The following is a 26,425-nucleotide window of genomic DNA, read 5'->3' on the forward strand; positions in this document are numbered from 1 at the left end:
TCCAGGGGCTCGGCAATCAGTTGAAGAAGCTTTCGAAGGCTTCGGTGGCACGCTGCACGTTGTCCACCAGAGTTTTGATTTCGGTGACCACGTTGGTCAGGTTCGAGCCCGAACTCAGGGCGCCGAACATGTTGTAGACGGTCTGGCCGTTGGGCATGGACTCGATGCCGATGGACGACAACGGGAACATTTCGCGGCTGCGCAACACGGCGTCGTTGAAACGGGGCACGTCGTTGATCGACTCCAGGTCCACCAGCACGGTGTCGACGATGATCTGCTCACCCACCACCGCGACGTAGATTGGCAGGCCGCCGAAATCGTTCATGTCCAGCTTGATGCTCTGCTCGGAACCCTGGATCAGGCTCAGGGTGATTTCGTTCGAGGCCACTTCATCCAGGGCCTGTAGGGCGCTGAAGAGGCGGTCGATGGTCCAGTTTTCACCTGCGATCATGTAGTTCTCCAATACCGGTGCGCCTGCCATCAGGGGTTGGCGCAGTTTCTTTTCAAGGTGCTTGAGTACGCTGCGGTTTTCCGGGAGTACCCAAGTTTCATGTTTCACATAACCGGCGCCACTCAGGCCCGCACGCATCTGCTTCATGTAGAAGCTCGACGGTTTCTTGCCGGTGGCTTTCGAGCGCGATCCCTGGGAATTCTCGGAGGGCGCTTGCGCAGCATCGGACGGGTTTTCGGGGCTTTTCATCAGGGTGACTCCGTTGGTCACGTATCACGTGTGAGAAATCTACGCCTGATTCTTCAGGCGGTAAATATCTCACGCGTGATATTTTTCAGCCTTGGGCCGGAAGATATGTGTCGGCACGTTGCACGCTTCAGAGGGCGCGCTGGTTGACCCGGCGTGAGAGGGCGTCGGCGCTTTCCTTGCGCTCGGAATAGCGGTCCACCAGGCAGTCCGCGCGGCCGCGCAGCAACAGGGTGAACTTCATCAGTTCCTCCATGACGTCCACCACCCGATCGTAATAGGCCGAAGGGGCCATGCGCCCGGCCTCGTCGAATTCGGCGAAGGCCTTGGGCACCGAGGACTGGTTGGGCAGGGTGAACATGCGCATCCAGCGCCCCAGGATCCGCATCTGATTGACCGTGTTGAATGACTGCGAGCCGCCACAGACTTGCATCAGCGCCAGGGTCTTGCCCTGGGTCGGCCGGACAGCGCCCAAGGCCAGGGGGATCCAGTCGATCTGTGCCTTGAACACCGCCGACAGGCCGCCATGGCGTTCCGGCGAGCACCAGACCTGGCCCTCGGACCACAGCACCGCGTCACGCAGGGCCTGGACCTTGGGGTGTTCCACGGGGGCGTCGTCGGGCAGGGGCAGGCCGCTGGGGTCGAAGATTCGGGTGTCGGCGCCCAGGTAGCGCAGGATGCGCGCCGCCTCCTCGGTCAACAGGCGGCTGAATGAGCGTTCCCGGGTCGAGCCATAGAGCAGCAGGATGCGCGGCGGATGGCTGAGGCTGGCCAGGCCTTCCAGTTGATGGGGCTGGGGTGGCGTGAGCAACTGCGGGTCGAGGTTGGGCAGGTGCGGGTCAACATCCTTATGGTGATTCATCCCAGGGCTCCGATCCGGTCCAGTTGCGCCTTGAGTTCGGCGCTGGACAGGCGCGGCAGGTCAAGGGCGAAGAAGGCGGCCAGGCGTCGGCGGATGATGCCTTCGGTGTGGGCGAACGCCGCCTCGACCTGGGCTTCGCTGCCCTGCACATCGGCGGGGTCGGCCAGGCCCCAATGGCTTTTTATGGCCGCCCCGAAGTACACCGGACAGGGTTCGCCGGCGGCCTTGTCGCAGACACTGATAACGACATCGGGCGGTGCATCGGCGAAGGCGTCCGAACCTTTGCTGTACAGCCCCTCGATGGACACGCCGGCCCGGCTCAACGTCGCCAGGGCCTGGGCATTGAGTTGGCCGCTGGCGAAGCTGCCGGCGCTCACGGCGTGCAGGCCGGTGGGGGCGAGGTGATTGAACAGGGCTTCGGACAACACGCTGCGACAGCTGTTGGCGGTGCACATAAACAGAATGTTCATCGGTGGTGGCTCGTATATATGAATATTCGAATATACGCATGCCAATGCGCGCTGCCAAGTCGCTCGCCGCACCTGCGGTGCCGGGTGCTACAGCACCTTGACCGCGCGCCCAATGAATTGCACCGGCCCGGTGGGTTTGCCGATCGGCGAGCCGTTGGGGTTTTCCAGGGTCAGCTCGAACAGCTGATTGGCTTGCAGCGGAGGCAGCCGATCCAGCGGCACCCGCAGCGGTTGGCCGGGCTTGACCAGCCCGAGGGACACCGGCCCCTGCCAGTCATCGGCCTTGGTCCAGAACTCCAAGGCCTTGTCGCTCGGCACCTCGATCACCCCCAGGGGGATCAATTGCAGTTCGCGTGGGTCGCTGGCCTGCACCACCCAGCCCGGGGCCTTGTCCTGGGGCGCCACCAGCACCACCAGGTAGTTGGGGGCCGGGGGCGCACGGGTCAGCAACAGGCTACCGAGCACCAGGCTCGCCGCCAGGCCGGCAGCCGCCAGACCGCGCCACAGGGCCAGCAGGTTCCACCAGGGCGTGGCGACCTGGGCGGGGCGCCGATCCTGCTGCAGGCTGCGTTCGATGCGACGCCAGAGTTGCGGCGAAGGCTGCTGGGGCGGCACCAGGGCTGTCAGCGGATGCAGGCGTTGCTCCCAGGCATCCACCGCGGCGCGCAGGGCCGGCTCATAGGGCAGGCGTTGCTCGACCTGATCGCGCTGCTCCGCCGGCAGGCTGCCCAATACGTACTCGCCAGCCAGGGCCTGGAGTGCATCGTGGTCGTCATCTGCTGCACCGTTGTTCATCCCATGCACTCCCGCAATGCCGCCAGGCTGCGTTTGATCCAGGCTTTGACCGTGCCCAGTGGCGTGCCGGTCTTCTGTGAAATCTCCCCGTGGGAGTAACCGTCCACGTAGGCGTGGAGGATGCACTGGCGCCGCTCGGGTTGCAGTTGCTCCAGGCAGCGGTGGATGCGCTGCTCATCGGCCATGGCGGATGGCGCGCCATAGACGTCCGGTTCCTGCGCCTCGGCCAGGGCTTGCAGGGCGCTTTCCTCACCGACGTGAACTTCCCGGCCGTTACGGCGGATCAGGTTCAGGGCCAGGTGCCGGGTCACGCTGAAAATCCAGCCCCGGGCGTCGCCCCGGGTCGGGTCGAAGCTGCCGGCGCCGTTCCAGATGCGGATAAAGGCGTCGTGGACGATGTCTTCGGCCAGGGCGCCGTCGCCCACCAGGCGTTTGGCTACCCCCAGCAGGCGTGGGCCTTCCTGGCGGTACAGGGCCTCCAGGGCGGGGCGCTCGCCACGGGCGCAGGCCGCCAGGCAGGCCGGGTAATCGAATAGGGCTTCAGGCAGGGACAAGGGTGGGGGCCGTCCATGAAGAGCAGTAACCCCGGCCGGATGGCCGGGGCATCTGCACAGCAGCGTAGATCAGTTTTCCCACGGCTTGTCCGGCCTTTTGTTGCGGTTTATTTAGCGGCCCAGAACAGGTAGTCGGCCTGGTACTTGACCTGCTGGCTTTTGCCTTTCTCGGCGGCGGTGCACGGCGTGCTCGGGGCCACGCCACCCTTGAGGGCCACGCGCTGCACATAGGTCACGCCGCTCATGGCGCCCTTGCCTTCGGCGGGGTTGGCCTTGACCAACTGGTACGGCAGGTTGCCGGCGCTGGAGGGGGCCACGGCCACTTGGGTGCCGGTGATCTTCGAACCGTCCTTGGCTTGCCAGGTGGCTGGCGGGCCGAAGTAGTCGCCGACGGCCTTGCCGCTGCGGTCGTTGAGCACCGCCTTGGGACCGACGAAGGTCCATTCGGTCTGGCCGGGGGCGTTGGCTTTGTCGCGGCATTCGTAGGTGATCTCGCCGACGCCGACGGTTTCCAGGGCGATCTTGTGCCCGTCCGGCACCTTGATGCTGTCGGGCAGGTCGGCTTGGGCCTGGGCGGCGCTTAGCCAGCCGGTGGCGGCGAGGGAGAGGGTCAGGCTGAGCAGGGATGTGCGGTTCATGGACAGTGCTCCAGAAAAGGGGGATCGACTGCGCAGCCATTGGGCTGCTGACAGTACTACCCGCGGGGCACAGGGTTTGGATGCAGTCGGTTGAAAATATTTTTTCACTCAGGTTGTCGACGAGCTCGGGAGGCCCGGGCACAGGTACAGGGTGGCCGGGTAGCCGTCGGCCTCACAGGGCTGGCCAAGGCAGGGCTGACCGCTCAGTTGTTCAAGCACCTGGCTCCAGAACAGCCGGGCTGGGCGATTGGCCTCCAGGTGTAGCACCTGCCATGGGCCGCTGTAGCGTTCCAGTAGCTGCTTGACCACGGCGCGGCCAAGCCCCTGGCGACGCCAGCCCCGGCAGATAAACAGGTAACCGAGGTTGTACTGCGCGCCGGCCACGCGCCGTTGCTGATCCTGGGTGACGAAACCGACCAGTTGCCCGTCGACGCGGATCAGCCAGGGGAGGGTGCCGGCCGCTCGCCAATACGGCTCCATCGACTGCATGGCAAACAGCCCATGGGCCCCCAGAGGCAGGGGCAGCCACTGGCTCAGGTCATGGAGGTAGAACTGCAACAGGTTGTCCAGGCAGGGCCAGTCGTCGCGTTGGGCGGCGTGCAGCTCGAAGGTGGGCATGACGAACTCCGACACAGAGTGGGTTGGGCAGTTTTCTTCAATACGCCGAGGGGGCGCCGCGCCTAAGGTCGCCCGGTCTTTCCTTGATTCTGTGAGCGTGAATGATGAGCGTAGTGTTTTCCATGGCGGCCTTTGCCCTGGCCGCATCCATTACCCCGGGGCCGGTGAACATCGTGGCCCTGGGTTCCGGGGCACGCTTCGGTTTTCGTGCGAGCCTGCGGCATGTGGGTGGCGCCACCCTGGGCTTTGTCCTGTTGCTGCTGTTGATTGGCCTGGGTCTGCATGAACTGCTGTTGCGCTGGCCGTTCCTGACCCGGGGCATCCAGCTGTTTGGCGTGGCCTTTGTGTTGTACATGGCCTGGAAGCTGGCCGTCGATGACGGTCGCCTGGGCTCGGGCGATCAGGCTCGGGCGCCTTCGGCCTGGTACGGCGCGTTGATGCAATGGCTCAACCCCAAGGCCTGGCTGGCTTGCGTGGCGGGCATGGGGGCCTTTGCCGCGGATGGCGAGCCGCGGCTGGTGTGGCAGTTCGTGCTGGTGTACCTGGTGATCTGCTACCTGTCGATCGGCTGCTGGGCCTACGCCGGGACCTTTTTGCGCCAGTACCTCAGCCATCCTGCCGGGGTGCGCCTGTTCAATCGCTGCATGGCCTTGCTGCTGGTGGCCTGTGCCCTGTACCTGCTGCTGGCCTGAGACGCCGGCTCAGCCGCGGTATTGCCCCGGGGTCGCGGCCAGGTGCTGTTTGAACGCCCGCTGAAAATGCGCCTGGTCGGCAAAACCGGCTTCCAGGGCCACCTCGGCAATCGCCTGGCCCTGGCGCAGCCGGGCACGGGCGAACTGCACCCGCTGGTCCACCAGAAAGGCGTGCGGCGTCATGCCGTATTGCTGCTTGAAGGCGCGGATCAGGTACGACGGCGACAGGCCGCAGGCGTGGCAGATGGTGTCCAGGCTCAGGGCCTGGGTGCAGTGCTCGCGGATGAAGCGTGCCGCCTGTTGCAGCTTGGCGTTACTGTGCCGTGGCGCGGTCGCGGCGGGGTTCAGGCGCTGCTGCAGGTCGCTGAAAAAGCTCAGTGCGGTGCTGTGTTTGTGCAGGGTGTCGGCCTGTTCATCCACCAGCACCTCATACAGTTGGTTGAGCCCGGCGAACAAAGCCGGGTCGTCACTGTAGGGCTGGGCGAAGGGGCGGTAGTCCTGGTCCGGGCTGAACCCCAGTTCATGCTGGAGCGCAGTCAGCCAGGGCGTATCCACATACAGCATGCGATAGGACCAGGGCTGGTCGTCGATGGGGTTGCAGGCGTGGACCACGCCGGGGTTCATCAGCACCACCGTGCCCGCCGCCACCCGGTACTGTGCCTGCTCGTGTACATAAGTGCTTTGCCCGGCGGTGATGACGCCGATGGAGAACTGCTCGTGGGAGTGCCGTGAATAGCAGGCCAGGCGCCCGTCAGCGATGGACCGCGCCTCGATAAAAGGCAGGGCGGCATCACGCCAGAAACGCGGGGCCTGATCGGAGTGCTGGGCGCCGGACGACGTCATCGCGGGGCTTCCTGAAACGGACGGAGGGCAGGCAGTGTAAAACGCGCCGGGCCAGCGGATCGAATGTTTTCAGGGCACATTGCGAATGGGCCCTGTAGGAGCCGGCTTGCCGGCGATGGGGCCTTCGAGTCAAGCGCAAGGCTTACCGATGCCATCGTTGGCAAGCCAGCTCCTACGACCCATCCCGGATCCCCCGCTTCTGTAGGAGCCGGCTTGCCGGCGATGGGGCCTTCGAGTCAAGCGCAAGGCTTACCGATGCCATCGCTGGCAAGCCAGCGCCTACAACCCGTCACGGATCACCTTGCTTCTGTAGGAGTCGGCTTGCCGGCGATGGCGTTTTTGAATCAAGCGCAAGGCTTACCGACGCCATCGCTGGCAAGCCAGCTCCTACGACCCGCCACGGATTACCGTACATCTGTGGGAGCCGGCTTACGTGGCCTAGAAGTCCCACTTGGTGGTGAGTTGCAGGCTGCGGGGCTCGCCGTAGAAGCCGGTGCCGAAGTTGCCCATGCCGGTGTAGTACTGCTTGTCGAAGAGGTTTTTCACGTTGAGGGTCGAGCTCAGGTGCTGGTTGAACTGGTAGCGGGCCATGGCATCCACCAGGAAGTAGCTGTCCTGGGTGATGCGCGTGTACTGGCCGAAGTTGACCGTGTCATCGGGGTTGGGCTGGAACACGTTGCCGTAGAACTCGCTTTGCCAGTTGACCCCGCCGCCCACCGTCAGCTTGTCCAGGTCGCCGCGCAGGCGGTAGGTGCTGAACAGCCGGGCCACTTGCTGGGGCGCGGTGGTTTGCAGCACCGAACCGTAGACGTAGTCGTTGTTGGCGTCGCGGGTGTGGTTATAGGTGTAGCCGGCACTGAGGTTCCAGCCTTCCAGCAGTTCGCCGGCCACTTCGAATTCAAAGCCCTTGGTGGTGGCGCCCTGGATCGCCCGGTAGATGGCGTCGGCATCCTCACCGCTGATTTTCTGCGCCAGGTTGTCCTGCTCGATGCGGAACACGGCGAAGCTGGCATTGACCCGGCCACCCAGGTATTCGGCCTTGATGCCGGCCTCGTAGGCGTCGCCTTCCGTGGGGTCGAGCAGCTTGCGTTGGGCGTCCTTGCTCATTTGCGGCTGATAGATGTTGGTGTAGCTGGTGTACACCGAGTAGGTGTCATTGAGGTCGTAGATCACCCCGGCGTAGGGCGTGACCACCCCGGTCTGGTGGTAGTCGGTGCGGATGTCGGCCTTGGCTGGGTCGAAGAAATCGGTGTGGTCCGACGCCTTGAAGTTGCTGACCCGGGTGCCGAGGATCACGGCCAGGTCGTCGGTGGGCTTCAGGCGGGTGGCCAGGTAGGCGCCGGTCTGGCGCTCGACAATCGCGTCGGTGCCGGACTGGGGAATGTTCGGCTTGGCGAAGTGGCCGTTCCAGTCGTAGATGCTGCTGCCCAGCATCGGGTACACCGAGCCGTAGACCGGGTCATCCTGGCGCGCGTGCATCGCCGTGAAACCGGCCATCAGCTCATGTTCGCGGCCCAGCAGGGTGAAGGGGCCGCTGAGGTTGAGGTCGATATTGTCCTGGGTCTGGTCGCCGACGAACTTGCCCATGTACATGAACATGCCGTTGCCGGTGGCCGCGTCCGGGGCGCCGCCGCTGGCCGAGCCGAGCAGGGTGTCGTGCTCGCGGTGCTTGCGGTCGTAGCTGACCTTGAGCTTCCAGTCATTGGCCAGTTTCTGTTCCAGCGAGGCGAACAGGGTCTGGGTCTGGAAATCGCGGCGGCTCCAGTCGGTGGCCGGGTTGAACGAGCGTGAGAAGTGGGTGCGCGAGCCGTCGCTGTTGTACATCGGGAAACCGGTCCAGCTGGCGCCCCGGGAGCGGGTGTTCTGCTGGTCCATGCCGAAGGTCAGCAGGGTGTCCGGGGTCAGGTCCATCTCTAGGATGCCGTAGGCGATGTCCTTGGTGTTCTGGTAGTGCTCCAGGTTGGATTTGCGCTCCTGATAGACCCCGACAAAGCGCCCGCGCACGTTGCCGCTGTCGGTCAGCGGGCCGGAGATGTCGCCCTCGCTGCGGTAGCTGTCCCAGGAGCCGACGGTGCCGGTGACCGAGGCCTTGAAATCCTTGGTCGGGCGTTTGCGGATCAGGTTGACCGTGGCCGACGGGTCGCCGGCGCCGGTCATCAGGCCGCTGGCGCCCTTGATGATTTCCACCCGGTCGAAGGTCGCCATGTCGGTGCTGGTGGTGCCGTAGTCGTAGACCCCGTCGTAGGTCGAGTTGACCCCGTCGTACTGGAAATTGGTGATCGGCAGGCCGCGGGCCGAGAACTCCCAGCGCTCGCTGTCGTAGTTCTGCACGCTGATGCCCGGGGCTCGGCGCAGGGTGTCGGCGATGCTGGTGGAGCCTTGGTCGTCCATCTGCTGGCGGGTGATCACGGTCACCGATTGCGGGGTTTCCCGCAGCGACAGCGCCAGGCCGGTGGCCGACGAGGTGGCGCCGGTGGTGTAGGACTGGGTGCCCTCGGTGGTGGCGCCCAGGGTCTGGGCCGAGATGCTGGTGGCGCCCAGTTCCAGGGGGCCGTTGCTGCTCGGTGCGCTCTGCAGCACGTAGCCGCCGCTGCTCAGGGGCTGGGCTTGCAGGCCGGAACCCTGGAGCAGGCGCTGCAAGGCCTGTTCGACGCTGTAGTCACCGCTCAGTCCCGGGCTGCGCTTGTCGGCCGCCAGGTCGTTGTGCCCGGCGAGGAAGATTCCGGCCTGCTCAGAGAAGCTGTTGAGGGCGGCGATCAGGCTGCCGGGGTCGATCTCGTAGTGGCGCAACGGTTGGCTGCCTTGCTGGCTTGGGGCTTCGGTGGCGTTCACCGACGGCGCGGCAAGGCACAGCAGGGCGGCGGGAATGGCCAGGGCCAGAGGACGCAAAGGCAAGCGCAGGCGAGAGAAACGGGGTGACGGCATGGAAGTCCCTTGGGATCGGATCGATCGGCAATGTGAGTGCTGTTACCGGGTTAACCGAACCAGAAAACGAAAAGGGAACTGCCCCTGGAAAATTTTTTCAGGGGCCTGTCACGGCGGCTCAACACAGCGGTTCAACCCGCGGATGTAGGGCTGGCCGTTCAAGCCCGGGGTTCGAGGCTGACCCACCAATCCGTCAGGCGTTTGACCCGCACCGGCAGCGCCGCTTGCAGCAATGCCAAAGCCTGATCGGAATCCTTCAGGGGGAAGGTGCCCATCACCGGCAGGTTGGCGATGGCGGGGTCGCAGCCCAGGTGCCCGGGGCGGTAGCGCCCGAGTTCGTCGAGCAACTGCCCCAGGGGCAGGTTGTCGGCCAGCAGCAGCCCACGGCTCCAAGCCTCGCGGGCGGCACTGGCGGGTTGCAGCGGCATCAGGCTGGAGCGGTCGAAGGCCAGTTGTTGGCCGGCGTTGACCACCTGCACCTGGCCACCGTCGGCGCAGCGCACTTCCACTGCGCCCTGGTAGACATTGAGCAGGCTGTGCTGGGGGTCCTGGCGCACGCTGAAGCGGGTGCCCAGGGCCCGCAACCGGCCGTGCTCGGTCTGCAGCAGAAACGGCCGTTGCGGGTCCTTGGCGGTGTCGATCAGCACTTCCCCCAGGTGCAGCAGCAACAGGCGCTCCATGGGGCTGTAGCGCACGTCCAGGGCACTCAGGGCATTGAGCCAGATGCGGCTGCCATCGCTGAGCCGGGCTTCGTGGGTTTCCCCGGTGCCGGTGGCGTAGTCCGCGCGCCAGCGGCTTAGGGCCTGGGGCAGCGGGGTGCCGCGCCAGGTGCCCCAACCCAGTAGGCTGCCGGCCCCCAGCAGCAACAGGCTGCCCAGCACCTGGCGGCGCCCCGGGGCACTGCGACCGGCGCTGCGCAGGGCCTGGCTCGCGGCCTGTTGCCCGGCGCCGTCATGCAGGGGCGCAAAACGCTGGCTGATCCGCTCCACATAGCCCCAGGCCAGGCGGTGCTCCGGGCTCTGTTCGACCCAGTTACGCCAGTGCTGGCGCTGTTGCTCGGTGACCTGCTGGTCGTGCAACTGCACGTACCACTGGGCGGCCTGTTCCAGGCTGGCATGGCTGAGTTTGCTGGGCTGGGCGTCATTCATCGGGGTCATTCCAGCAACAGGCCGTCGAGCTCGGCCTCGAGGATCGCGCAATGCATCAGCGCCTGGGCCAGGTACTTCTTGACCATGCGTTCGCCGACGCCAAGCCGTTCGCCAATGACCTTGTAGGGCAGGTCATGGAGCTGGGCCAGGAGAAAGGCTTCGCGCACCTTGGACGGCAGGCGCGCCAGCATGGCGTCCACCTCGTACAGGGTCTCGACGATGATCGCCTGGTGTTCCGGCGAGGGTTGCAGGGGTTCGGGCCGGGCGGCCAAGGCCTGGAGCCAAGCTTGTTCCAGCTGCCGCCGGCGCCAATGGTCGACGCACAGGCCACGGGCGATGGTCGCCAGGTACGAACGCTGGTGTACGTCGCCGCTCAGGGCAGGCGGCCGCTTGAGCACCCGGACAAAGATGTCATGGGCCAGGTCGGCGGCATCGCAGGCGTTGTTCAGGCGCCGCCGCAGCAGCTCGTAGAGCCAGCGGTGGTGGGCGTGATATAGGCTCTGGACCAGGGCGGAAGCGGGAGGTGGCGTCGAAAACACAGTGTCCATCCGGCGCCGGGCGCCTAGGGTGCAAATGGGAATTGATCGCGATTAAAGCAAAAAGCCCACTTGCCCTGCAAATGATATTGGTTTGCTTTTACGGAGCCGTGTCGGTGACCCCGGCTTGCCGCTAAACTGCGCGCCCCTGATGGTTTTGCAAGGATGCCGTGTCTCATGTTGATCCGCCCTGCGCTGGTGCTTGCCAGCCTGCTCTTGGCCACCTCGGCCGTTGCCGAGCCACTGGTGTACCGCCTCACGGACCCGGCGCAGAAATACGCCATCGAGCTGCGATTTGCCCAGGCACCGGCCACCAGTTATGACCCGGCGCCGGTCACCGTCAGCCTGCGTGACAAGGCCAGCGGCGAACTGCTGCAAACCCTGGTCTCGCCCGAGGCCTATGCCACCCTCAAGACCGACGGAAGCCTGTCCACGGGCCAGGCGCCGATGTACGGCGACCAGAGCGTGCTGTTCTTCGACGATTTCAACTTTGACGGCGAGCAAGACCTGGCCCTGCGCAATGGCAGCGAAGGCGGCTACGGCGGGCCGTCCTACGATGTCTACCTGTTCGACCCGGCCACCCGGCGCCTGCAATTGAGCCAGGCATTTTCCGACCTGACCCGCGACGGGCAACTGGGCATGTTCGAGACCGATGGGCAGCGCCGACGCTTGCACACCTGGACCAAAAGCGGCTGCTGCTGGCACCAGGACGCCAGTTGGGAGGTGCACAACAACCTGCCGGTGATGGTCGAAGAGCGCACGGAAGAACTTTACAACCCTCCCGAGCAAGAGGCCTTCATGCCTCGGGATTACTTCAACGTCAGCGTCCGCACCCTGGTCAACGGCCAGTGGCAGGAACATTCGCACCTTGAGGGGCCCTACAACGAAGCGCCCGAGGTGTTCAGCGGCACCCTCAATGGCAAGCTCCCGGTGGAACTCTGGTGGCAGCGCCAGGGCGAAGTGTTGGTGGGTGAAGTGCGCTACCCCCGTGGCGGCAGCGGCAAGCCGATCCGCGTGGTGGGGGGCGACTATGAAACCGGCAGCGTGACCCTGGTGGAGTCCGGCGCAAACGGCGAGGTCAGCGGCACCTGGTATGTGCACACCGAAGACGATGCCCAGGGCAACCGCGGTGCGGTCTGGACCCACGGCGGCAAACGCTTCAACGGCAGCTTGCGACGCGTCAGCGTCGAGGTCGCGCCGGACAAGCTCGGCTCGGTGGCCGACAACCAGCGCAGCGGTCGCTACCTGATGCGCGACGACGCGACCCAGCGCCGCGCCGAGTTGACCGTGAAGATCATCCCCGGCCCCAACCCCCACGACCTGGGCAGCGCCGAGCTGCAATTGCGCCTGGAGCAGCCCGGGGCCGCCCCCTTGGTGATGCAGCAGCGTGTGCCCTTGACCGCCAGCAACCTGGCCATCGCCTGGGACCCGCAGGCCCGGCGCGGTTACCGGGTGCAGTTACTCAGGGGGGCGCTGCTGGTGTCGGGCAACCATGAAGGCCGCGATATCGCTGGCACCTACGTCAAACAGCCGTGAACGCCTGTTAGCCCTCTTCCGAGGGGGCGCCAAAGTACAGGCTTTGCGGGCGTTGCACGGCTTGCCAGGCGCTGAGATTGGTCAGCTCGGCCCTGTCCAGCCACAACCCCAGGTGCTCAATCAGCGGTGTGCCCGGCAGGCTCAACAGCTCGCTGAGGTTCAGCTTCAGCAGGCGGCCGCAGTCGTCGTCATCGGCGGCTTGCCAGTCGCGGGTGAACAGGCGCAGGCGCAGGCTGTCGCCGCTGAAGGCTTCGAACTGCGGCCGATGGTGCAGGCGCTCGGGCCAGGTGCGCAGGCAGTGGTCACGCACATCCAGCAGCAGCACTTGCCAGCCATAGCGGTCCTCCTGCCGATCATTGCGCTCGCTGCAATAGCGGGTCAGCGCCAGGTAGCGGGCGGCGGGGGACCAGATCATCGACGGCGCCAGGTCGCTCAGGGCACAGCCGGACGCGGTCAGCAGATGCCCGCCCAGGCGCGGGCTGCCGGGGCGCAGGCAACTGTCGGCGTAATCGGTTTCGCTGCCGAACAACCAGGCGGCGTCCTCACCGTTGGCCGCCGGCTGGATAAAGTCGCCATCGGCGGTGGCTGACTGGGGCCGGTCCACCAGGCGCCAGCGGGGCAGCAGGCGCAATGAGTGATCGTCGACCTGCACCCGGAGTACTTCATACAGCAGCCGTGAATCATCGCGTTCCTGGCAGAAGGTTGCCGCCTCCTCGGCGGGCGGGGCCGGTTGATTGGCCCGTTGCAGCGGCTGGCTGTGGCGCGGGTTGTCGAGGCGCCCGGTGATGGCGGCCAGGCTCAGGCGGCCGTCGCGAAAGTCCAGCAGGCGTACGGGCAGCATCGGCGGCCCGGCCAGCAGACGGCGCTGCTGCAGATCGGCCACCTGGACCTGACCGCAGACGGCCGGGGCCTCGACAAAAGGCAACAGCGCCAGGTAGCGGCCGCAGTCCGAGACCCGATGATCCAACTGCCAGCGCCCCGGCAGTTGCCAGTCGCCGATGCAGCAGCGATAGGCACCCAGGCCATCGCGGTTGTCCGCCAGCCAGCTCAGGCGGGCGCGCTGGCCGTCCAACAGCGGCGCGGACTCCAGGTCGCTGGCGCCGCGCTGGCCCAGGCTGTCCAGGGGCATGACCAGTTGGGTGCGAGCCAGGGGCAGGTCGGCGATCAGCATGCGGCCTTGCGGGTCGTGGCCGACCTGGGTGTCGGTGTCGCTGTGGATGCTGTGCAAGCGGTAGCCGTAGGTGCCGTGGTCCGGCTGGGCGCAGTCCAGGTAAGCGTCGATGCGCAGGTGCTGGTCGTCCAGGCTCAGCAGTTGATGCCAATGGAACGACGGCTCTGCGGGGCTGGCCACCCAGGGTTCGGGCAGCCGGCGCCAGCCCAGATCCTGTTGCCACAGCCAATAACTGCTGGTTTCCGGGTCGCTTTCCTGGCGGGCAAGACACGCCAGGGCACGGCCGTCGGCGCTCCATACGCGGCTGTCCTCGGCGCCGATCAGCAGGCCCGAGGCCTGGCCATTCAGGCTCAGTCGATAGGGCGGCGCGCGCAGCGGTTCCAGGGGCTGGGGCAACGAGGCGAGGCTGGCGGGCAGGGCCATCTGGCCATGCAGGCGCTGGGCGCCATCGGGGGATGTCTCTTCAAGTGGCGCCCCGGTCAGGCGTTCGTGCCAGGCGCCGGGCTCCAGCCACAGGTCGGCGACCGGCACCAGGTCCACGGCCCTGGCCCCTTGCAGCAGTTGCTCAAGGCCGTGCTGGCGCGGGCTGTTGTCCACCAACGGGCTGTGGCGGCCGTCCAGAGTGTCGTCAGCGAAGCTGTCCAGTTCCCAGAACTCGCTGTAGTCGCAGTGGTACAGGCGCCGCTGTGGGCGGTCGAGAATCAGCAGGCCCCATTGCTGGCGCGACGGCAGCGTCGCAGCGAAGTAGCGGCCATCGTTGGAGAAGCGCGCCGAGGAACCGACCCCTTGCAGCAACACGCCATCGGGAAACAGGTAATCGCAATAAGTGGGGCCGCCCATGGCAATTTCACCGTGGTTGAACACGCGGATCGGCTGGCCTTCGGGGGTGTGCTGGGGTTCGTCGCCGCCCCAGGCGCTGGGCCCGCCGCTGGCGCCGGCCTGGGAGGGTTTGGCGGGGCTCAGGCCCAGGCGGCGCTCCAGGCTGGCGACGCAGGCCAATGCGGCGAACATGCCGATGGCCGCGCCGGCGATGTCCCAGTACGCCGGCAGGGCCCGGCCCAGGCTGAAACCGAAGCCGAAGGCCGCGCCGCTCATCACTCGCGCCAGGCCGCGGGCGCCCCGGGGCCAGCCCAGCCGCGCCGCTAGGGTCATCAGCGCGGCGCATACCAGCAACGTCGCCAGCGCCAGCAGGGGTGGGAGCACGGTGACCAGGAAGATCGGCACCAGCAGCACCGCCAATTGCCACAACAGCTCCAGCATCAGGCGCGACAGGCTTTTTTCGGGACGGGAATCGGCGGGGCTGGCCACGGAGGCATCCTTGTGCGTGGAGAAGGAACAGGGCGCGCTCAATCTACGCGTTTGGCCGCTAAAAAGGCAGTGTGGCGCAAGGAGTCGGATTGACCTGAATGGAGTCTTAATGACTGTTTTTCAGGGAGTCATTAAGACTGTGTGGCGGCTGGACCTCCAGGTTTCAGTGGGCTGCTGGCCTGGCATGAAACCTGATACCTGCTCTGTGAACCCAGTAGACATCAGGAGCTGCCCATGACCCGTCGCCGTTTGCCGTTGCCGCCTGTTGCGCCCCCTGCGGAGCAACGCCAGGGGAGGACTTGCCATGTCACGGCCTGAAGGCTGGAAGCCGCTGGGCCAGCAGGCGCTGTGGAGCCTGGGCTTTCGCCCGTTCTTTCTCGCGGGCGCCGGTTTTGCCTGCCTGGCGCTGGGCCTGTGGGGGCTGTGGTTGCAGGGGCTGTGGTCGGCCCCGGCGCTGTCCAGCGGAATGTTGGCCTGGCACCGGCATGAAATGCCCTTCGGGTTTGCCGTGGCGATCATCGCCGGGTTCCTGCTGACGGCGGTCCCCAACTGGACCGGGCGTGCAGCGCTGCACGGCGGCCCCTTGCTCCTGCTGTGGCTGGTCTGGCTGATGGCGCGGCTGGCCTGGTGGCTGCCGTTGCCGATGGGCTGGACCCTGGCCCTGCAAGGGTTGTTTCTACCGTTGTTGGCCCTGCTGCTGGGGCGTGAATTGTGGATGGCCGGCAAACGCGACAACTACCCGATCCTGCTGATACTGGTGCTGCTGGCGCTGTTCCAGGGAATGCTCTTGTGGGGTATCGCCAGTGCTGACGAGGCCTTGCAGCGCCGCGGTGTGCTGGCGGCGTTGTGGTTGGTGGCCGCACTGATGAGCTTGATCGGCGGGCGGGTGATCCCGTTCTTTATCCAGCGCGGCTTGAGTCGGCCGCCCACGCCGCCATCGTCGCCCTGGCCCACCCGGGCCCTGTTGGTGCTGAGCCTGTTGGCGGCGCTGAGCATGGCCGGCGGCCTGGGCCAGCAGCCACGGGCAGCCCTGGCGCCGCTGTTTCTGCTGCTGGCGCTCTTGCAGCTTTGGCGCCTGTGGCGTTGGCATGACGCGGGCCTGTGGCGTGTGCCGCTGCTCTGGTCGTTGTACCTGGCGTATGCCTGGCTGGCCGTGGCGGCGCTGGCCATGGCGCTCTGGCACTTGGGTGGGTTGGGGCAGCAGAGCCTGGCCACTCACGCCCTGGCGGTGGGCGGCTTGGGCGGTCTGGTGCTGGCGATGCTGGCCCGGGTCAGCCTGGGCCACACCGGGCGGCCGCTGGTGCCGCCCAGGCCGATGGTGGTCGGGTTTGCCTTGATCGGCCTGGCTGGGCTGTGCCGGGTTTGGCTGGTGCCGTTCTGGTCCCCAGGGCTGGGCGTGTCGGCGCTGCTGTGGTGCGCGGCCTTTGCGGCGTTCTTGTGCTGTTACACCGGGCCGCTGCTGCAAGCCCGGCGCTGAGCTGGATACCGCTGGGGGATTTGCGGCCACCGATGCTGGGGCTGAACTACGCTACTGAGCATCGCTATTGATGGAGAAAGTGATGCTAGCCCCCGATAAACCTGCCAACGAAGTCGAACGCATCAAGACCTTGCAGGGCTTGAACGTACTGGACACCCCGGCCGAGGAACGTTTCGACCGTGTGGCACGCCTGGCCAAGCGCTTGTTCAACGTGCCGATTGCCCTGGTCAGCCTGGTGGACAGTGATCGGCAGTGGTTCAAATCGTGCTTTGGCCTGTGTGCCAGTGAAACCTCCCGGGACCTGTCGTTTTGCGGGCACGCGATTCTGGGGGACCAGATCCTGTTGATCCACGACGCCACCCTGGACTTGCGTTTCCATGACAACCCCTTGGTGATCGGCGAGCCAGGCATTCGTTTTTACGCCGGCTACCCGTTGACCGTGGGTCACGGCGCCAAGCTCGGCACCCTGTGCCTGATCGACGTCAGGCCGCGGGACCTGGACGACGAAGAACGGGACCTGTTGCGGGATCTGGCGCGCATGGCCGAGCAAGAGCTGGCGGCGGTGCAGATGGCGAGCATGGACGAGCTGACCCTGCTCTCCAATCGGCGCGGCTTCGAAGCCCTGGCGCGGCATGCCCTGGCGGCCTGCCGACGCCTGGACCGACCCGCAACCCTGCTATTTTTCGACCTGAACGAGTTCAAGCACATCAACGACACCTTCGGCCACGCCGAGGGCGATGCAGCGTTGAAAACCTTTGCCGATGTGTTGCGCATCGCCTTCCGCGAAAGCGACGTGATCGGCCGTCTGGGCGGTGATGAGTTCGTGGCCTTGCTGACCGGCTCCAACCACGTGGAAACCACGGCGATCATGGCGCGCCTGCAAGAGATCCTTGACGAGCGCAATGCCACCCTGCAGCGCGGTTATGACATCCGCTTCAGCGTCGGTCAGATCGAATTCGAGGCTGATCGCCACCTGGGTATCGAAGAACTGCTGGCGGATGCCGACAAGGCCATGTATTTGCACAAACACGCTGGCAAGCGCAGGCGCTGACGGCGCGGGGGGCGGCGTTGGCCAGCCCCCGTGTCGGCGGTTTTACTCGGCGCTGGCCGGCACCAGAAAGGCGGCTTCCAGCAGTTGCTGGGTATAGGCGTGTTGCGGGGCGGCAAAGATCTGCTGCGCGTCGCCTTGCTCCACCACCCGGCCTTGCTTGACCACCATCAACTGGTGGCTCAGGGCTTTGACCACCGCCAGGTCGTGGCTGATAAACAGGTACGTCAGGTTGTACTTGCTTTGCAGCTTGCGCAGCAGTTCCACCACTTGGCGTTGCACGGTGCGGTCCAGCGCTGACGTCGGCTCGTCCAGCAGGATCAGCCGGGGCTTGAGCACCAGGGCCCGAGCAATGGCGATGCGCTGGCGTTGTCCGCCGGAAAACTCGTGGGGGTAGCGGTGACGGGTTTCCGGGTCCAGGCCGACTTCCTTCAGGGCCTCGATGATCGCCAGCTCCTGTTCGGCCTCGCTGCCGATCTTATGGATGCGCAAACCCTCGCCAACGATCTGGCTCACGCTCATGCGCGGGCTGAGGCTGCCGAACGGGTCCTGGAACACCACCTGCATTTCCCGGCGCAGCGGCCGTACCTGTTGCTGGGACAAGGCGTCGAGCTGCTGGCCTTCGAAGCGGATCGAGCCCTGGCTGCCAATCAGGCGCAGGATCGCCAGGCCCAGGGTGGACTTGCCCGAGCCGCTTTCGCCGACGATGCCCAGGGTCTGGCCCTGGGGCAGGCTGAAGTGGATGCCGTCCACCGCCTTGACGTGGTCGACGGTGCTGCGCAACAGGCCTTTCTTGATCGGGAACCAGACTTTCAGGTCCTCGACTTCCAGCATCGGCGGGCCCACCGGGTTGCTGGCGGGGCCACCGCTGGGCTCGGCGCTCAGCAGTTCACAGGTGTAGGGGTGCTGGGGCGCGCTGAACAACTGCTCGCACGACGCCTCCTCGACAATTCTCCCGCGCTGCATCACACACACACGATGGGCGATGCGCCGCACCAGGTTCAGGTCGTGGCTGATCAACAGCAAGGCCATGCCCAGCCGCGCTTGCAGTTCCTTGAGCAGTTCGAGGATCTTCAACTGCACGGTGACGTCCAGGGCGGTGGTCGGCTCGTCGGCGATCAGCAGCTCCGGTTCGTTGGCCAGGGCCATGGCGATCATCACCCGTTGCCGCTGGCCGCCGGAGAGTTCGTGGGGCAGGGCCTTGAGGCGTTTGTGCGGCTCGGGGATGCCCACCAGCTCCAGCAGTTCCAGGGTGCGTTGGGTGGCGACCTTGCCGGTCAGCCCTTTGTGCAGGCCGAGCACTTCGTTGATCTGCTTTTCGATGCTGTGCAGCGGGTTCAGCGAGGTCATGGGCTCCTGGAAAATCATGGCGATCCGGTTGCCGCGGATATGGCGCAGGGTTTTCTCTTTCAGGGTCAGCAGGTCCTGGCCGGAATAGTTGATGGTGCCGGACGGGTGCCGGGCCAGCGGGTAGGGCAGCAGGCGCAGGATCGAGTGGGCGGTGACCGATTTGCCCGAGCCGCTTTCGCCCACCAGGGCCAGGGTTTCGCCCCGCTTGATGTCGAAGCTGATGCCTTCGACCACGCGCTGCTGTTGTTCGCCGACGACAAACTCGACAGCAAGGTCGCGGACTTCGATCAGATTGTCCTGATTCATCTCATTTCCTCGGGTCGAAGGCATCGCGGGCGGACTCGCCGATAAACACCAGCAAGCTCAACATGATCGCCAGCACGGCAAAGGCGCTGATGCCCAGCCAGGGTGCTTGCAGGTTGGATTTACCCTGGGCCACCAGTTCGCCCAGGGACGGCGCGCCCGGGGGCAGGCCGAAACCGAGGAAGTCCAGGGCGGTCAGGGTACCGATGGCGCCGGTGAGGATGAACGGCATGAAGGTCATGGTCGAGACCATGGCGTTGGGCAGGATGTGGCGGAACATGATTGCGCCGTTCTGCATGCCCAGAGCCCTGGCGGCCCGGACGTATTCCAGGTTGCGCCCGCGCAGGAACTCGGCGCGCACCACGTCCACCAGGCTCATCCAGGAAAACAGCAGCATGATCCCCAGCAGCCACCAGAAGTTGGGCTGGACGAAACTGGCGAGAATGATCAGCAGGTAGAGCACCGGCAACCCGGACCATATCTCCAGGAAACGCTGCCCGGCCAGGTCCACCCAGCCGCCATAGAAGCCCTGTAAGGCCCCGGCGATGACGCCGATGATCGAGCTGAGGAGGGTCAGGGTCAGGGCGAACAGCACGGAAATGCGGAAGCCGTAGATCACCCGGGCCAGCACGTCGCGGCCCTGGTCATCGGTGCCCAGCAGGTTGTCCGCCGAGGGCGGTGCCGGGGCCGGTACGCGCAGGTCGTAGTTGATGCTCTGGTAACTGAAGGGGATTGGTGCCCACAAGACCCAGGCGTCCTTGGCCGCCAGCAGCTCGCGGATGTAGGGGCTCTTGTAGTTGGCTTCCAGGGGGAATTCACCGCCAAAGGTGGTTTCCGGGTAGCGCTTGAGGGCCGGGAAATACCAGCCGTCGTCGTAGTGCACCACCAAGGGTTTGTCGTTGGCGATCAGCTCGGCACCCAGGCTCAGGCCGAACAGCACCAGGAACAGCCAGAGTGACCACCAGCCGCGTTTGTTGGCCTTGAAGCGCTCGAAGCGCCGACGATTGAGGGGGGACAATTTCATCTCAATGCTCCCGGCTGTCGAAGTCGATGCGCGGATCGACCAGGGTGTAGGTGAGGTCGCCGATCAGTTTCACCACCAGCCCCAGCAGGGTGAAGATGAACAGGGTGCCGAACACCACCGGGTAATCGCGGTTGATCGCCGCTTCAAAACTCATCAGGCCCAGGCCGTCGAGGGAGAAGATCACTTCCACCAGCAGCGAGCCGGTGAAGAAGATGCCGATAAAGGCCGAGGGGAAGCCGGCGATCACCAGCAGCATGGCGTTGCGGAACACGTGGCCGTACAGCACCTTGCGTTGGGTCAGGCCCTTGGCTTTGGCGGTGACCACGTATTGCTTGTTGATTTCGTCGAGGAAGCTGTTCTTGGTCAGCAGGGTCATGGTGGCGAAGTTGCCGATCACCAGGGCGGTCACCGGCAGTGCCAGGTGCCAGAAGTAATCGAGAATCTTGCCGCCCCAGCTCAACTGGTCGAAGTTGTTGGAGGTCAGGCCGCGCAGGGGGAACCAGTCGAAGTAACTGCCGCCGGCGAACACCACGATCAGCAGGATGGCGAACAGGAACGCCGGGATGGCGTAGCCGACGATGATCGCCGAGCTGGTCCAGACGTCGAAGTGGCTGCCGTGGCGGGTGGCTTTGGCGATCCCCAAAGGGATCGACACCAGGTACATGATCAGGGTGCTCCACAGCCCGAGGGAGATGGACACCGGCATCTTCTCCTTGATCAGGTCCACCACCTTGGCGTCACGGAAGAAACTGTCGCCGAAGTCCAGGCTGGCGTAGTTCTTGATCATGATCCACAGGCGTTCCGGCGCCGACTTGTCGAAGCCGTACATCTTCTCGATTTCCTTGACCAGGGCCGGGTCCAGGCCCTGGGCGCCGCGGTAGCTGGAGCCGGCCACCGAGACTTCGGCACCGCCGCCGGCAATCCGGCTGGTGGCGCCTTCGAACCCTTCGAGCTTGGCGATCATCTGCTCCACCGGCCCGCCCGGCGCGGCCTGGATAATCACGAAGTTGATCAGCAGGATGCCCAGCAGGGTGGGGATGATCAGCAGCAATCGGCGAACGATATAGGCCAGCATCTTATTGCTCCGCGCCGGCTGCAGCGGCCGGCTCCTGAGGGCTCAGTTCAACCGCCGGCTTGGCATCGGGCTTGATCCACCAGGTGGCGGTGCCGACGTCGTACTTGGGCGAGACGCTCGGGTGGCCGATGTGGTTCCAGTAGGCCACGCGCCAGGTCTTGATGTGCCAGTTGGGGATCACGTAGTAGCCCCATTGCAGCACCCGGTCCAGGGCTCGGGCATGGGCCACCAGACTGCTGCGCGAGTCGGCGTTGATCAGGTCTTCCACCAGGGCGTCGATGGTCGGGTCCTTGAGGCCGATGAAGTTGCGGCTGCCGGGGTTGTCGGCGCTGGAGGTCTTCCAGTATTCACGCTGTTCGTTGCCCGGCGAATTGGACTGGGGGAAGCTGCCCACCACCATGTCGAAGTCCCGCGAACGCAGGCGGGTGATGTATTGCGAGACATCGACCCGGCGGATCACCAGGTCGATCCCCAGGTCGCTGAGGTTGCGTTTGAACGGCAGCAACACCCGCTCGAATTCGGTCTGGGCCAGGAGGAATTCGATCACCACCGGCTTGCCCTGGGCGTCGACCATCTTGTCGTCGACGATGCGCCAGCCGGCCTCCTGCAGCAGTTGGTAGGCCTGGCGCTGCTGGTTGCGGATCATGCCGCTGCCATCGGACACCGACGGCGCATAGGCCTCGCTGAACACCTGGGCCGGCAGCTTGTCGCGCAGCGGCGCAAGGATTTTCAGTTCGTCAGGGCCGGGCAGGCCGGTGGCGGCCATTTCCGAGTTTTCGAAGTAGCTGCGGGTGCGGGTGTAGGCGCCGTTGAACAGCTGCTTGTTGCTCCACTCGAAGTCCAGCAGCAGGCTCAGGGCCTCACGCACGCGCACGTCCTGGAACACCGGGCGCCGGGTGTTGAAGACAAAGCCCTGCATGCCGGTGGGGTTGCCGTTGACGATCTGCTCCTTGATCAGGCGGCCCTGGGCCACGGCCGGGGTGTTGTAGGCGGTGGCCCAGTTTTTCGCGCTCATCTCCAGCCAGAAGTCGAACTGCCCGGCCTTGAGGGCCTCCAGGGCCACGGTGTTGTCGCGGTAGTAGTCGGTGGCCATGACGTCGAAGTTGTAGAAGCCGCGGTTGATCGGCAGGTCCTTGGCCCAGTAGTCCTTGACCCGCTGGTAGCGGATCGAACGCCCGGCCTTGACCTCCGAAACCTGGTACGGGCCACTGCCCAGGGGGATCTCCAGGTTGCCTTTGTTGAAGTCCCGGGTGGCCCACCAGTGCTTGGGCAGCACCGGCAACTGGCCGAGGATCAGCGGCAGCTCGCGGTTGTTGCTGTGCTTGAACTTGAACAGCACCCGCAGCGGGTCTTCGGCCACCACTTCGGCAACGTCGGCGTAGTAGGTGCGGTACAGCGGCGCGCCGGACTGGGTCAGGGTATTGAAACTGAACACCACGTCTTCGGCGCGGATGGGCTGGCCGTCATGGAAGCGCGCTTGCGGGCGCAGGTAGAAGCGCACCCAGCTGTTGTCCGGGGCTTTCTCGATCTGCCCGGCCACCAGGCCGTACTCGGTGAAGGGCTCGTCCAGGCTCTGGCGCATCAGGGTGTCGTAGATCAGGCTGATATTGTCCGCCGGCACGCCCTTGTTGATGAACGGGTTGAGGCTGTCGAAGCCGCCGAAGCCGGCCTCGCGGAAGGTGCCGCCCTTGGGCGCGTCGGGGTTGACGAAGTCGAAGTGCTTGAAATTGGCCGGGTACTTCGGCGGCTCGCTGTACAGGGTCAGGGCGTGTTGCGGGGCGGCCTGGGCGATGCAGGCGACCCCCATCAGCAACAGGCCGCTGGTGCGCAGGAGCAGGTTACGCAAAGGCATCATTGGGCTTTCTCCGAAGCTTTCAGCCACCAGGCATTGAGGCCCAGGTTATAGGGCGGCGTGGTGACGAAGGCGAACCGGTTACGGTACGCCAGGCGGTGATAGTTGATGTACCAGTTGGGGATCATGTAGTGCTGCCACAGCAGGACCCGGTCCAGGGCCCGGCCGGCGGCCAGTTGTTCGTCGCGGCTCTGGGCGGCCAGCAACTGTTCCAGCAGGTGATCGACGATAGGGTTGTTGATGCCTGCGTAGTTCTTGCTGCCCTTGACTCCGACCTGGCTGGAGTGGAAGTACTGCCACTGCTCCAGGCCCGGGCTCAGGGTCTGGTTCATCGTCATGAGGATCATGTCGAAATCGAACTGGTCCAGGCGCTGCTTGTACTGGGCCCGGTCCACGGTGCGCAGGCGCGCGTCGATGCCGATGCTGGCCAGGTTCTCGATGTAGGGCTGGAGGATGCGTTCCAGGTTGGGGTTGACCAGCAGCACCTCGAAGCGCAACGGCTGCCCGGCGCTGTTCACCAGGCGCTGGCCGTTGAGGGTCCAGCCGGCCTCGCCAAGCAGGCCCAGGGCGCGACGCAAGGTTTCCCGGGGGATGCCGCGGCCGTCGGTCTGGGGCAGCGTGAAGGGCTGGGTGAAGAGCTTGGCCGGCAGTTGCTCGCGGTAGGGCGACAGCAGCAGCCATTCGTGGCCCAGGGGCAGGCCGCTGGCGGCGAACTCGCTGTTGGGGTAGTAGCTGGTGGCGCGTTTGTACGCGCCGCTGAACAGGGTGCGGTTGGTCCACTCGAAATCGAACATCAGCCCCAGGGCTTCACGAACCTTGGCCTCGGCAAAGGTGCTGCGCCGGGTGTTCATGAACAGGCCCTGGGTCTGGGTGGGAATCTGGTGCGCCACTTCGGCCTTGATCACGTCGCCGCGATTGACCGCCGGGAAGTGGTAGCCGTTGGCCCAGTTCTTCGCCTGGTGCTCGATGTAGATATCGAACTCGCCGGCCTTGAAGGCTTCGAAGGCCACGTCGCTGTCGCGGTAGAACTCCACCTCGACCTTGTCGAAATTATTGAAGCCGCGGTTCACCGCCAGGTCCTGGCCCCAGTAGTCCTTGACCCGCTCGAACACCAGTTGGCGCCCCGGCTGCACCTGGGTGATGCGGTAGGGCCCGCTGCCCAGGGGCGGCTCGAAAGTGGTGGCCTTGAAGTCACGACCCTTCCAGTAATGCTGAGGCAGCACCGGCAACTCGCCCAGGCGCAGGATCAGCAGCGGATTGCCGCTGCGCTTGAACACAAAGCGGATGCGCTGCGGGCCGAGGATGTCGACCCGTGCCACTTCCTGCAGGTTGGTGCGGTATTGCGGGTGGCCTTCCTTGAGCAGCAGGCGATAGGAAAACGCCACGTCATAGGCGGTGATCGGCGTGCCGTCGTGGAAGCGTGCTTCGGGGCGCAGGTTGAACACCACCCAACTGCGGTCCTCGCTGTATTCCACGGAGCGCGCGATCAGGCCGTAGCTGGACGTGGGCTCGTCGCCGGAGGGGGCGTAGATACCGGTGCCCACCATCAGCGGCTCATTCAGCTCATTGACCCCGTACTGCAGGAAGTTGGCTGTGGTGACCGGGCTGGTGCCCTTGAAGGTGTAGGGGTTGAGGGTATCGAAGGTGCCAAATGCCATGACCCGCAAGGTGCCGCCTTTCGGCGCTGCGGGGTTGACCCAGTCGTAGTGGGTGAATTTGGCTGGGTACTTGAGCGTGCCGAACTGCGCATAACCATGACTTTCGGTAATTGTCGCGCTTGCGGGAAAGCTCAAGGCCAGACTGATTAGTAGCGGGAGCAGGGGACGCATCAAGTCAGGGATCCGGTCCAGGCGGCTTGGGCTTTGTGGGCCGTACAGTAACAGCTTGTCTGGGCAGGAAAAAGGCCATCCCGGGTCGCCGGGTGCTGGTGTGTTAGCGAGGGGGGCAGGGCGGGGGTGGAATGCGGGGGAACGGGGGTAGAACGCAATCGCCGGCGAGCCGGCTCCTACAGGAGCGGGCTCGCCGGCGATCAGCTTAATGCGGTAGGTAGACCGTCAGCATCTGGCCCGGCTTCAGGGCCTGGCCGGCGCGAGGGTTCCAGCGCTTGAGGTGTTGCATTTCGACGTTGAAGCGCTTGGCAACCATGTACAGCGAGTCGCCTTGCTTGACCTTGTACTGGGTCGACTTCTTGTTGTTGGCCGCGACCACCGTGGTGCTGCGGCCCGAAATGCGCTTGCTTTTGTCCTGCATGACCAGGGTCTGGCCGACCTTGAGGTTCTTGCCGGTCAACTGGTTCCAGCGTTGCAGGTCCTTGACGTCGACCTTGTTGGCCTTGGCAATGGTGCCCAGGTTGTCGCCGCGCTTGACCCGGTAGGTGCGCTTGGCGCCAGCGATCTCGGTGCGGGTCGCGCCTTCGAACACCGGCTTGAGCGGACGCTGGCTGATGAGTTCTTCGGGGCGCATGGTCGACAGGCTGGTGGTCAGCAACTGCGCCTTGGAGGTTGGCACCAGTAGGTGCTGCGGGCCGTCGATGGTGGTGCGTTGCTTGAACGCCGGGTTGAGCTGGAACAGCTCGTCCTCGTCGATGTTGGCCACCGCCGCGACCTTGGACAGGTCCATGCGCTGGTTGATCTCGACCACCTGGAAGTACGGCTCGTTGGCAATCGGGTTGAGGTTGACGCCGTAGGCTTCCGGCGCCAGTACCACTTGCGACAGGGCCAGCAGCTTGGGCACGTAGGCCTGGGTTTCCGCCGGCAGCGGCAGGTTCCAGTAGTCGGTGGGCAGGCCGAGCTTTTCGTTGCGCTCGATGGCCCGGCTGACCGTGCCTTCGCCGGCGTTGTAGGCGGCCAGCGCCAGCAACCAGTCACCGTTGAACATGTCGTGCAGGCGGGTCAGGTAGTCCATGGCAGCGGTGGTCGAGGCGGTGATGTCGCGTCGGCCATCGTAGAAACGGGTCTGGCGCAGGTTGAAGTAGCGGCCGGTGGAGGGAATGAATTGCCAGAGACCCACCGCGTCGGCCCGGGAATAGGCCATCGGGTTGTAGGCGCTTTCAATCACTGGCAGCAGGGCCAGTTCCAGCGGCATGTTGCGCTCTTCAAGACGCTCGACGATGTAGTGGATGTAGAGGCTGCCGCGTTCCCCAGCGTTTTCCAAAAAGGAAGGGTTGCTGGCGAACCACAGGCGTTGTTGTTCAATACGCGGGTTGACGCCCAACCCTTCTTGCAACTGGAAGCCCTGGCGCATGCGTTCCCAGACGTCCTGGGGGATTTGCGGGCTTGGCTGCTGGGTGCTCAACCAGATCGGTTTCTGCTTGATGCGGGCGTTGAAATTCTGAGTGTGCGTCGCTTCGCTCTGCGGGGCCTGGCCGGTGCTTTGGCACCCCGCGAGCGTAGCCGACACAGCCACGGCGATGGCCTGGGCCAAGCGCGTCAATGCGTCTGAACTGATGGAATTACGAATAGATGACGACATTGGCTGGAAGTAAGTTCCGGGCAAAAATGTCG

At 65.2% G+C, this 26,425-nt stretch carries 22 protein-coding genes; 4 read left to right on the top strand and 18 right to left on the bottom strand.

Annotated features, from left to right (window positions below; translation table 11 throughout):
• Window positions 1-16: 16 nt before the first annotated feature.
• The 7 genes from M1B34_RS09690 to M1B34_RS09720 form a co-directional block, all read right to left on the bottom strand.
• Window positions 17-700 (bottom strand): YjfI family protein, encoded by a 684-nt coding sequence (locus M1B34_RS09690; protein ID WP_268264958.1) that lies wholly within the window; start codon window positions 698-700, stop codon window positions 17-19.
• 127 nt (window positions 701-827) lie between these two features.
• Window positions 828-1,559: an arsenical resistance protein ArsH gene (arsH, locus tag M1B34_RS09695; RefSeq protein WP_268264959.1), complete on the bottom strand. Its 732-nt coding sequence runs from the start codon at window positions 1,557-1,559 to the stop codon at window positions 828-830.
• The gene (locus M1B34_RS09700; protein WP_268264960.1) at window positions 1,556-2,029 is read right to left on the bottom strand and encodes an arsenate reductase ArsC; all 474 of its coding nucleotides are present in this window, start codon (window positions 2,027-2,029) and stop codon (window positions 1,556-1,558) included. The genes arsH and M1B34_RS09700 overlap by 4 nt, the downstream gene beginning before the upstream one ends.
• An 87-nt stretch (window positions 2,030-2,116) precedes the next feature.
• Window positions 2,117-2,824: an anti-sigma factor gene (locus M1B34_RS09705; RefSeq protein WP_123332356.1), complete on the bottom strand. Its 708-nt coding sequence runs from the start codon at window positions 2,822-2,824 to the stop codon at window positions 2,117-2,119.
• Window positions 2,821-3,372, bottom strand: a complete 552-nt coding sequence (locus tag M1B34_RS09710; protein ID WP_425273377.1) for a sigma-70 family RNA polymerase sigma factor — start codon at window positions 3,370-3,372, stop codon at window positions 2,821-2,823. Before M1B34_RS09710 ends, M1B34_RS09705 begins: the two co-directional genes overlap by 4 nt.
• Window positions 3,373-3,485: 113 nt before the next feature.
• Window positions 3,486-4,016, bottom strand: a complete 531-nt coding sequence (locus tag M1B34_RS09715) for a DUF3455 domain-containing protein (RefSeq protein WP_268260974.1) — start codon at window positions 4,014-4,016, stop codon at window positions 3,486-3,488.
• A gap of 108 nt (window positions 4,017-4,124) precedes the next feature.
• Complete coding sequence (locus M1B34_RS09720) at window positions 4,125-4,634, bottom strand: GNAT family N-acetyltransferase (protein ID WP_268264961.1); 510 nt, start codon at window positions 4,632-4,634, stop codon at window positions 4,125-4,127.
• A gap of 104 nt (window positions 4,635-4,738) precedes the next feature.
• Between M1B34_RS09720 and M1B34_RS09725 the strand changes: the two genes are divergently transcribed.
• Complete coding sequence (locus tag M1B34_RS09725; RefSeq protein ID WP_123334406.1) at window positions 4,739-5,326, top strand: LysE family translocator; 588 nt, start codon at window positions 4,739-4,741, stop codon at window positions 5,324-5,326.
• 9 nt (window positions 5,327-5,335) lie between these two features.
• On the opposite strand, the gene M1B34_RS09730 is transcribed toward M1B34_RS09725, so the two are convergent.
• The 4 genes from M1B34_RS09730 to M1B34_RS09745 all read right to left on the bottom strand — a co-directional run bounded on the left by M1B34_RS09730 (window position 5,336) and on the right by M1B34_RS09745 (window position 10,790).
• Complete coding sequence (locus M1B34_RS09730) at window positions 5,336-6,169, bottom strand: AraC family transcriptional regulator (protein ID WP_123332364.1); 834 nt, start codon at window positions 6,167-6,169, stop codon at window positions 5,336-5,338.
• 438 nt (window positions 6,170-6,607) lie between these two features.
• On the bottom strand, window positions 6,608-9,094 hold the full coding sequence (locus tag M1B34_RS09735; RefSeq protein ID WP_268264962.1) for a TonB-dependent siderophore receptor: 2,487 nt from the start codon (window positions 9,092-9,094) through the stop codon (window positions 6,608-6,610).
• Window positions 9,095-9,252: 158 nt separating this feature from the next.
• Window positions 9,253-10,242: a FecR domain-containing protein gene (locus M1B34_RS09740; protein WP_268264963.1), complete on the bottom strand. Its 990-nt coding sequence runs from the start codon at window positions 10,240-10,242 to the stop codon at window positions 9,253-9,255.
• Window positions 10,243-10,247: 5 nt separating this feature from the next.
• Complete coding sequence (locus M1B34_RS09745; RefSeq protein WP_268264964.1) at window positions 10,248-10,790, bottom strand: sigma-70 family RNA polymerase sigma factor; 543 nt, start codon at window positions 10,788-10,790, stop codon at window positions 10,248-10,250.
• 165 nt (window positions 10,791-10,955) lie between these two features.
• Between M1B34_RS09745 and M1B34_RS09750 the strand changes: the two genes are divergently transcribed.
• Window positions 10,956-12,314, top strand: a complete 1,359-nt coding sequence (locus M1B34_RS09750; protein WP_268264965.1) for an XAC2610-related protein — start codon at window positions 10,956-10,958, stop codon at window positions 12,312-12,314.
• A gap of 7 nt (window positions 12,315-12,321) precedes the next feature.
• On the opposite strand, the gene M1B34_RS09755 is transcribed toward M1B34_RS09750, so the two are convergent.
• Entirely contained in the window at window positions 12,322-14,745 is a 2,424-nt protein-coding gene (locus tag M1B34_RS09755; RefSeq protein WP_268264980.1) for a hypothetical protein, read from the bottom strand.
• A 352-nt stretch (window positions 14,746-15,097) separates the two neighbouring features.
• On the opposite strand from M1B34_RS09755, the gene M1B34_RS09760 reads away from it, so the two are divergent.
• Window positions 15,098-16,270: an NnrS family protein gene (locus M1B34_RS09760; protein WP_268264966.1), complete on the top strand. Its 1,173-nt coding sequence runs from the start codon at window positions 15,098-15,100 to the stop codon at window positions 16,268-16,270.
• 82 nt (window positions 16,271-16,352) lie between these two features.
• Window positions 16,353-17,321 (top strand): GGDEF domain-containing protein, encoded by a 969-nt coding sequence (locus M1B34_RS09765; RefSeq protein ID WP_268264967.1) that lies wholly within the window; start codon window positions 16,353-16,355, stop codon window positions 17,319-17,321.
• A gap of 42 nt (window positions 17,322-17,363) precedes the next feature.
• Here M1B34_RS09765 and M1B34_RS09770 read toward each other — a convergent pair whose 3' ends face one another.
• The 6 genes from M1B34_RS09770 to M1B34_RS09795 all read right to left on the bottom strand — a co-directional run bounded on the left by M1B34_RS09770 (window position 17,364) and on the right by M1B34_RS09795 (window position 26,393).
• Window positions 17,364-18,974, bottom strand: coding sequence for an ABC transporter ATP-binding protein (locus M1B34_RS09770; protein ID WP_268264968.1), 1,611 nt, complete (start codon window positions 18,972-18,974; stop codon window positions 17,364-17,366).
• 1 nt (window position 18,975) lies between these two features.
• The gene (locus M1B34_RS09775; RefSeq protein WP_123332378.1) at window positions 18,976-19,995 is read right to left on the bottom strand and encodes an ABC transporter permease; all 1,020 of its coding nucleotides are present in this window, start codon (window positions 19,993-19,995) and stop codon (window positions 18,976-18,978) included.
• A 1-nt stretch (window position 19,996) separates the two neighbouring features.
• A complete protein-coding gene (locus tag M1B34_RS09780; RefSeq protein ID WP_123332380.1) occupies window positions 19,997-21,070 on the bottom strand; it encodes a microcin C ABC transporter permease YejB in 1,074 nt (357 codons plus the stop codon).
• Window position 21,071: 1 nt separating this feature from the next.
• A complete protein-coding gene (locus M1B34_RS09785) occupies window positions 21,072-22,925 on the bottom strand; it encodes an extracellular solute-binding protein (RefSeq protein ID WP_268264969.1) in 1,854 nt (617 codons plus the stop codon).
• Window positions 22,922-24,751 (bottom strand): extracellular solute-binding protein, encoded by a 1,830-nt coding sequence (locus M1B34_RS09790; protein WP_268264970.1) that lies wholly within the window; start codon window positions 24,749-24,751, stop codon window positions 22,922-22,924. The genes M1B34_RS09785 and M1B34_RS09790 overlap by 4 nt, the downstream gene beginning before the upstream one ends.
• Window positions 24,752-24,956: 205 nt before the next feature.
• Window positions 24,957-26,393 carry a transglycosylase SLT domain-containing protein gene (locus M1B34_RS09795; protein WP_268264971.1) on the bottom strand — a complete coding sequence of 479 codons (1,437 nt, stop codon included), beginning with the start codon at window positions 26,391-26,393 and terminating at the stop codon, window positions 24,957-24,959.
• Window positions 26,394-26,425 lie beyond the last annotated feature (32 nt).

It is taken from the genome of Pseudomonas morbosilactucae (assembly GCF_023241715.1).
Taxonomy (GTDB): Bacteria; Pseudomonadota; Gammaproteobacteria; order Pseudomonadales; family Pseudomonadaceae; genus Aquipseudomonas; species Aquipseudomonas morbosilactucae.

What these genes read in the sequence shown, in the direction of transcription:
- M1B34_RS09690 (WP_268264958.1), bottom strand. Translation starts at nt 700, where the DNA reads ATGAAAAGCCCCGAAAACCCGTCCGATGCTGCGCAAGCGCCCTCCGAG.
- arsH (WP_268264959.1), bottom strand. Translation starts at nt 1,559, where the DNA reads ATGAATCACCATAAGGATGTTGACCCGCACCTGCCCAACCTCGACCCG.
- M1B34_RS09700 (WP_268264960.1), bottom strand. Translation starts at nt 2,029, where the DNA reads ATGAACATTCTGTTTATGTGCACCGCCAACAGCTGTCGCAGCGTGTTG.
- M1B34_RS09705 (WP_123332356.1), bottom strand. Translation starts at nt 2,824, where the DNA reads ATGAACAACGGTGCAGCAGATGACGACCACGATGCACTCCAGGCCCTG.
- M1B34_RS09715 (WP_268260974.1), bottom strand. Translation starts at nt 4,016, where the DNA reads ATGAACCGCACATCCCTGCTCAGCCTGACCCTCTCCCTCGCCGCCACC.
- M1B34_RS09720 (WP_268264961.1), bottom strand. Translation starts at nt 4,634, where the DNA reads ATGCCCACCTTCGAGCTGCACGCCGCCCAACGCGACGACTGGCCCTGC.
- M1B34_RS09725 (WP_123334406.1), top strand. Translation starts at nt 4,739, where the DNA reads ATGAGCGTAGTGTTTTCCATGGCGGCCTTTGCCCTGGCCGCATCCATT.
- M1B34_RS09730 (WP_123332364.1), bottom strand. Translation starts at nt 6,169, where the DNA reads ATGACGTCGTCCGGCGCCCAGCACTCCGATCAGGCCCCGCGTTTCTGG.
- M1B34_RS09735 (WP_268264962.1), bottom strand. Translation starts at nt 9,094, where the DNA reads ATGCCGTCACCCCGTTTCTCTCGCCTGCGCTTGCCTTTGCGTCCTCTG.
- M1B34_RS09740 (WP_268264963.1), bottom strand. Translation starts at nt 10,242, where the DNA reads ATGAATGACGCCCAGCCCAGCAAACTCAGCCATGCCAGCCTGGAACAG.
- M1B34_RS09745 (WP_268264964.1), bottom strand. Translation starts at nt 10,790, where the DNA reads ATGGACACTGTGTTTTCGACGCCACCTCCCGCTTCCGCCCTGGTCCAG.
- M1B34_RS09750 (WP_268264965.1), top strand. Translation starts at nt 10,956, where the DNA reads ATGTTGATCCGCCCTGCGCTGGTGCTTGCCAGCCTGCTCTTGGCCACC.
- M1B34_RS09755 (WP_268264980.1), bottom strand. Translation starts at nt 14,745, where the DNA reads ATGCTGGAGCTGTTGTGGCAATTGGCGGTGCTGCTGGTGCCGATCTTC.
- M1B34_RS09760 (WP_268264966.1), top strand. Translation starts at nt 15,098, where the DNA reads ATGTCACGGCCTGAAGGCTGGAAGCCGCTGGGCCAGCAGGCGCTGTGG.
- M1B34_RS09765 (WP_268264967.1), top strand. Translation starts at nt 16,353, where the DNA reads ATGCTAGCCCCCGATAAACCTGCCAACGAAGTCGAACGCATCAAGACC.
- M1B34_RS09770 (WP_268264968.1), bottom strand. Translation starts at nt 18,974, where the DNA reads ATGAATCAGGACAATCTGATCGAAGTCCGCGACCTTGCTGTCGAGTTT.
- M1B34_RS09775 (WP_123332378.1), bottom strand. Translation starts at nt 19,995, where the DNA reads ATGAAATTGTCCCCCCTCAATCGTCGGCGCTTCGAGCGCTTCAAGGCC.
- M1B34_RS09780 (WP_123332380.1), bottom strand. Translation starts at nt 21,070, where the DNA reads ATGCTGGCCTATATCGTTCGCCGATTGCTGCTGATCATCCCCACCCTG.
- M1B34_RS09785 (WP_268264969.1), bottom strand. Translation starts at nt 22,925, where the DNA reads ATGATGCCTTTGCGTAACCTGCTCCTGCGCACCAGCGGCCTGTTGCTG.
- M1B34_RS09790 (WP_268264970.1), bottom strand. Translation starts at nt 24,751, where the DNA reads ATGCGTCCCCTGCTCCCGCTACTAATCAGTCTGGCCTTGAGCTTTCCC.
- M1B34_RS09795 (WP_268264971.1), bottom strand. Translation starts at nt 26,393, where the DNA reads ATGTCGTCATCTATTCGTAATTCCATCAGTTCAGACGCATTGACGCGC.